General features: G+C 56.4%; 1 pseudogene. It reads right to left on the bottom strand.

The annotated features are described in order from the left end of the window. Positions 1 to 185: pseudogene (locus QP994_RS11190) on the bottom strand (IS21 family transposase); the annotation flags it as partial. Between the last annotated feature and the right edge of the window lie 33 nt (positions 186 to 218).

Raw genomic sequence — 218 nt, forward strand, 5'->3', positions numbered from 1 at the left:
GCGTGCGCAATGTCAGTCTGGATGCGCTTGATCACAGCCATAGTTGGAGCCAGCTTCTTTTCTAAGACCTGCTGGCATGCTGGTTCTAGGGTGGCTTTGCTGTGCTTTTTGCCCAGGTTGGCCAGCACGTTGCGTGCTTGGAGAAGTCCGCGGGGGACGGCGGCACTATTACGATCGAGGATCATCGCTATGACTGCGTGCGTTGCAGAACCGAACGA

Origin of the sequence: Corynebacterium sp. MSK044, from assembly GCF_030232825.1 — a bacterium.
In the GTDB taxonomy this organism is placed as follows: Bacteria; Actinomycetota; Actinomycetes; order Mycobacteriales; family Mycobacteriaceae; genus Corynebacterium.